Source organism: Burkholderia sp. Tr-20355, from assembly GCF_017104685.1.
GTDB lineage: Bacteria > Pseudomonadota > Gammaproteobacteria > Burkholderiales > Burkholderiaceae > Burkholderia > Burkholderia seminalis.
The window spans coordinates 1-4,314 of the sequence record NZ_JAAGPK010000305.1; the positions used below are offsets into that span (position 1 = coordinate 1).

At 68.9% G+C, this 4,314-nt stretch carries 4 protein-coding genes and 2 pseudogenes; 2 read left to right on the plus strand and 4 right to left on the minus strand.

Annotation, left to right across the window (positions count from 1 at the left end; genetic code table 11):
- Positions 1–368: pseudogene (locus G3N62_RS34555) on the minus strand (hypothetical protein); the annotation flags it as partial.
- A 6-nt stretch (positions 369–374) separates the two neighbouring features.
- Positions 375–1,835 carry an IMP dehydrogenase gene (gene guaB, locus G3N62_RS34560; RefSeq protein WP_034188825.1) on the minus strand — a complete coding sequence of 487 codons (1,461 nt, stop codon included), beginning with the start codon at positions 1,833–1,835 and terminating at the stop codon, positions 375–377.
- Positions 1,836–1,845: 10 nt separating this feature from the next.
- Between guaB and G3N62_RS34565 the strand changes: the two genes are divergently transcribed.
- Positions 1,846–2,070 carry a hypothetical protein gene (locus tag G3N62_RS34565; RefSeq protein ID WP_034188826.1) on the plus strand — a complete coding sequence of 75 codons (225 nt, stop codon included), beginning with the start codon at positions 1,846–1,848 and terminating at the stop codon, positions 2,068–2,070.
- 42 nt (positions 2,071–2,112) lie between these two features.
- Here G3N62_RS34565 and G3N62_RS34570 read toward each other — a convergent pair whose 3' ends face one another.
- Both G3N62_RS34570 and G3N62_RS34575 read right to left on the minus strand, forming a co-directional pair.
- Positions 2,113–2,916, minus strand: a complete 804-nt coding sequence (locus G3N62_RS34570) for a DUF2182 domain-containing protein (RefSeq protein ID WP_124669729.1) — start codon at positions 2,914–2,916, stop codon at positions 2,113–2,115.
- 30 nt (positions 2,917–2,946) lie between these two features.
- The gene (locus G3N62_RS34575) at positions 2,947–3,711 is read right to left on the minus strand and encodes a DUF899 domain-containing protein (protein WP_049034476.1); all 765 of its coding nucleotides are present in this window, start codon (positions 3,709–3,711) and stop codon (positions 2,947–2,949) included.
- Positions 3,712–3,824: 113 nt separating this feature from the next.
- Here G3N62_RS34575 and G3N62_RS34580 point away from each other — a divergent pair.
- Positions 3,825–4,187: pseudogene (locus G3N62_RS34580) on the plus strand (helix-turn-helix domain-containing protein); the annotation flags it as partial.
- Positions 4,188–4,314 lie beyond the last annotated feature (127 nt).

Sequence of the window (4,314 nt, forward strand, 5' to 3'; positions counted from 1 at the left end):
TCGCCGAGGCCGAGCACGATCAGCGCGACGCCGGCCACGACCGACAGCACCCTGCCGGCGGCCGCCAGCGCGGGACCGCTGCCGGCGCCGAGCGACCAGACGATCGTCAGCACGCCGGTCAGCCAGTACACGTGGCCGACCGACCGCGCCACCGGCGCCGTGAGGTCACCGTTGAACGCCGCATGAAACGCGAGCCACGCGAGCCCGAGCAACGCGATGCCGAACGCCTGGCCAAGCATGACCGGCTGGATGTTCTGCAACTGCAGCGCGTTGAACAGCGACTGCCAGGGCGTCAGCACGAACAGCACGCCGAACGCCAGCAGCAGCACGGCATCGAGGATCAGCACGGCTCGCAGCAGCGGTTTCATCGGCGATCAGTCCACGTGGTAGTTCGGCGCTTCCTTCGTGATCTGCACGTCGTGCACGTGCGACTCGCGCATGCCCGCCGCGGTGATCTGGACGAATTCGGCCTTGTCGTGCAGCTCGTCGATCGTGCGGCAGCCGCAGTAGCCCATGCTGGCGCGCACGCCGCCGACCAGCTGGAACAGGATCGCGTTGACCGAACCCTTGTACGCGACGCGGCCTTCGATGCCTTCCGGCACGAGCTTGTCGATGTTCGCCGAGTTGTCCTGGAAGTAGCGGTCCGCCGCGCCGTCCTTCATCGCGCCGACCGAACCCATGCCGCGGTACGACTTGTACTGGCGGCCCTGGTACAGGAACACGTCGCCCGGCGCCTCTTCGGTGCCCGCGAACATGCTGCCCATCATCACCGCGTTCGCGCCGGCCGCGAGAGCCTTCGACACGTCGCCCGAGAAACGCACGCCGCCGTCGGCGATGCACGGCACGCCGGTACCCTTCAGCGCATCCGCGACGTTCGCGATCGCGCTGATCTGCGGTACGCCGACCCCCGCGACGATCCGCGTCGTGCAGATCGAGCCCGGGCCGATACCGACCTTGACCGCGTCCGCGCCGTATTCGACCAGCGCCTTCGCGGCGGCGGCCGTCGCGATGTTGCCGCCGATCACCTCGACGTGCGGGAAGTTCTGCTTGACCCAGCGCACGCGCTCGAGCACGCCCTTGCTGTGACCGTGCGCGGTATCGACGACGATCACGTCGACACCGGCCTGCACCAGCAGTTCGACACGCTCTTCGTTGTCCGGGCCGACACCGACCGCCGCGCCAGCGCGCAGCTTGCCGTGTTCGTCCTTGCACGCGTCCGGGTGCTCGGTCTGCTTCGTGATGTCCTTGACGGTCATCAGGCCGCGCAGTTCGAACGCGTCGTTGACGACCAGCACGCGCTCGAGGCGGTGGCTGTGCATCAGCGCCTTCGCTTCGGCGAGCGGCGTGCCTTCCTTGACCGTGACGAGGCGCTCGCGCGGCGTCATGATCGACTTGACCGGTTCGTCGAGGCGCGTTTCGAAGCGCAGGTCGCGGTTCGTGACGATCCCGACGAGCTGCGGGCCTTCAACGACCGGGAAACCCGAGATGCCATGCTGGCGCGACAGCGCGATCACGTCGCGCACCTTCATTTGCGGCGGCACGGTGATCGGGTCGCGGACGACGCCCGACTCGAAACGCTTGACCTTCGCGACTTCGCGGGCCTGTTCGGCCGGCGTGAGGTTCTTGTGGACGATACCGACGCCACCCTGCTGTGCCATCGCGATCGCGAGGCGACCTTCGGTGACCGTGTCCATCGCGGCGGACACGAGCGGCATGTTCAGGGAGATGTTGCGGGTCAGCTTGGTCTTGAGGCTGGTGTCGCGCGGGAGAACGTCGGAGAAGGCGGGAACGAGGAGCACGTCATCGAAAGTGAGTGCTTTTTGGATCAGACGCATGGCAAATCCTATGGGCGCAAAAGCGAATTATACGCGAAGCGCCGTGAATTTTCACAACACGAACAACGGCTTAGCCGGTTTCGGCCGTTCGGGGGCCGAATCGTTCGGATCGCCGTTCGGTTCGTTTTCGATCGCCTTTCGTTTCACCGCCGCATCGAACGATTCGCGCAACGGCCGGCAAAACGGCCGTCCCGCCTGTTGTGAGCAGGCCACGCGGCGGTCGCCGCCGCGCTGAAGCGAGGCCGGCGACGTGTCGAGGCGACCTGTCTGCCACGTGTTACAGCAGCCCTGCCGCGCGCGCGATCATCGCGATGCCGCCGCCGACCGCCGCGCAGCCGGCGATCCGCGCCACGCGCCAAGTGGCCGGCGCAAGGCGCTCGGCGGCGATGGCGACCGTCACGGCGGCCATGACGCGCAAGTCCATCATGCCGGCCGCCAGCGCGACCACCATCAGGTTCCCGCAACAGGCGCTGCAGTGCGTGGCGGCGCGCACGCCAAACCGCCAGGCTGCGCCGGCAACAACCGGCGGCCGGTGCGTGTCGCCTGCCGCGTGCCGACAGCACGCCAGCCGCCGCGCCTTCCACGCGGTGAATTGCAGCATGCCCGCGGCCAATACGACCGCACCGGCCGCGAACGGCAGCGCACGCGCCAGCATCGGCAGCCGCGCGGCGGCGGCCGTCAGCGCGGCGCCAGCCGGAAACACGAGCGCCCCGAGCGCCATCCACACCGAGAAATACCCGACGCCCGCGACGACGACGAGCCAGGCCGAACGCGCCGTGGCCAGCGGGCCGACGCGCCGTGCATATCGCCAGAGCGTCGGCGCCAGCACCGGCAGCATCATCGCCACCGTCATCGCTCCCCACATTCCGGCGAACGCCGCGAACGCTTGCCCGGCGCCCCGCCCGCACGGCCGCAGCCATGCGGCCGAAGCCATCCAGCCGCCGGCCATCGGTTCGCTGCCCATCGCGGCCATCGACGCGTGCTGCGCGAGGGTCGCCATGACCGCGACGACGAACACGACGGCGACCACCCCACCGAATGCCCGCGGATCGGGGCCGGTGTCGCCGGTCGGCGGTCGCATCGTCGCACGCCCCGTCCGTCGCCGGCCCGCTCAGCCGCGCGCGTACTCGTCGTGGCGGCGCCACCACGGGCCGGCCTCGTTGCGTCCGCGCGGCGCGCGATCGAGCCACTGGTACATTCCCCACAGCCCGTCGAGCCCGCGCGCATAGGTCGAATACGTGTGATAGACGGCGCCGTCCTCGCGCACGAACGCGCTCATCCCCGGTCGGTCGAGCGAATAGGTGCGCGCGTCGGTGCCGCACGTCGCCGCGAACTGCACGACGGGCGCCGGCGGCGGATCCATGTCCATCGCGTGGCCGGCCCGCGCGTAGTTGTATTCGACGTCGCCCGCGCGCTGCTGCGTTTCGGTGAACGACACGTTGAAATCGAAGTTGAAATCGCTGCCGACCGACGACGCCCACGGGAAGGCCCACCCCATCCGCTCGCGGTAGGCGAGCAGCTTCGCGAGCGGGGCGCGCGACACGGCCGCAAGCGTCACGTCGTGGTGCGCGAGATGCACGGCAAAACCGTCGAAGCCGTCGGCAAGCGCCGAGCACGACGGACAGCCGGCCTTGTAGTCGGGGCCGAACATGAAGTGATAGACGAGCAGTTGCGAGCGGCCGCGAAACAGGTCGTCGAGCGTCGCCTGCCCGTCTTCGGTGTCGAACCGATAGGTCTTGTCGACACGCACCCACGGCAACGCCTGGCGCCGCCGCGCGAGTTCGTCGCTTTGCCGCGTCAGCGCCTTTTCGGCATCGAGCAAGGCGCGGCGCTCGGCCAGCCATTCGTCGCGTGTTCCGGTGAGATGGGTCGTCATTGCGGGGTCCTCCTTCGGTGGGTATCCGGGCACGGCGGACGGCGCCGTGTGCGTGGTGCTAGATTAGTGGCGGGCATCGGACCGGAGGGAGTGACAAGTGTGTCGGGATTCGGATGGATTCGCTGATCACCGCGGCCGCGCGCGCGCTCGCGGCCGGTGACGCGCTCGGCGCGCTGAACCGCGTCGCGCTGCGCGACGATGCGCCGGCGCTCGCGCTGCGCGGCATCGCGATGGCGCAGCTCGGCGATTTCGAGCGCGCGCGCACCCTCGTGCGCAGCGCCGCCCGCGCATTCGGCACGAAGGAAGCCGTCGCACGCGCGCGCTGCGTCGTCGCGGAAGCGGAGATCGCCCTCGCGTCGCGCGACTTGCGCTGGCCGACGCGCGCACTCGATGCGGCCTGCGCGACGCTCGACGCGCACGGCGACCGCGCGAATGCCGCGCATGCACGCTATCTCGGCGTACGCCGACTGCTGCTAGATCGGAAGAGCGTCGTGTTAGGAAAGAGGGGTAAGGTCAGTGTAGTTCTCGGTGGTCGGCGGATCATTATAAATAAAATAAGCGTGCACCTATCATGCACGTAGTTTACACTCCCTCATAAGCTCA